This is a genomic window from Psychrobacter glacincola (genome assembly GCF_904846215.1).
Classification (GTDB): domain Bacteria; phylum Pseudomonadota; class Gammaproteobacteria; order Pseudomonadales; family Moraxellaceae; genus Psychrobacter; species Psychrobacter glacincola.
Window position 1 is genome coordinate 1 of sequence record NZ_CAJGZK010000099.1, and the last position, 571, is coordinate 571.

A 571-nucleotide genomic window follows, 5' to 3' on the forward strand; every position below is an offset into this window, starting at 1 on the left:
ATATTGACCTGATTTTTATCCATCAAGCGCGCGGTGAAACTGATGGGGATAAAACCAAAGGCACACGCAGTATCGACAATAAACGTTTTATGACGCGCCTTGGTCAAGGTATTATTAAGCTGCTTGATAATAATACAGCAGATGGTTTTGTGTTTCGGGTAGATATGCGCCTGCGCCCATGGGGCGATGGTAGTGATTTAGCGATTCATCTATCGGCGTTGCAAAAGTACTTTTCTCAGCATGGGCGGGCATGGGAACGATTTGCTTGGTTAAAAGCCCGTGTGGTTGGACACATAGAGCGACCATTCTATGACGACATTCAAGCACTTATTAAGCCGTTTGTCTTTCGATATTACGTCGATTATAGTGCTTTTTCGGCATTACGAGAGATGAAGTCTCTGATCCAAAATCAAGTCGCCCAGCGTGAAGATTTGGATAATATCAAACTCGGTGCTGGTGGTATTCGAGATATCGAGTTTATCGTTCAAGCTTTCCAGTTGATTTATGGCGGACGGCATCCGCAGCTACAGGTCAAATCTTGTTTGAAGGCAATGCAGGCGCTGTATGAGCT

1 protein-coding gene is annotated in these 571 nt (G+C 44.8%); it reads left to right on the plus strand.

Annotated elements, in window-relative coordinates; translation table 11 throughout:
- Positions 1 to 571, plus strand: a 571-nt coding sequence (locus JMW90_RS13610; protein ID WP_476705332.1) for a [protein-PII] uridylyltransferase family protein, incomplete at both ends; no start/stop codon positions are given.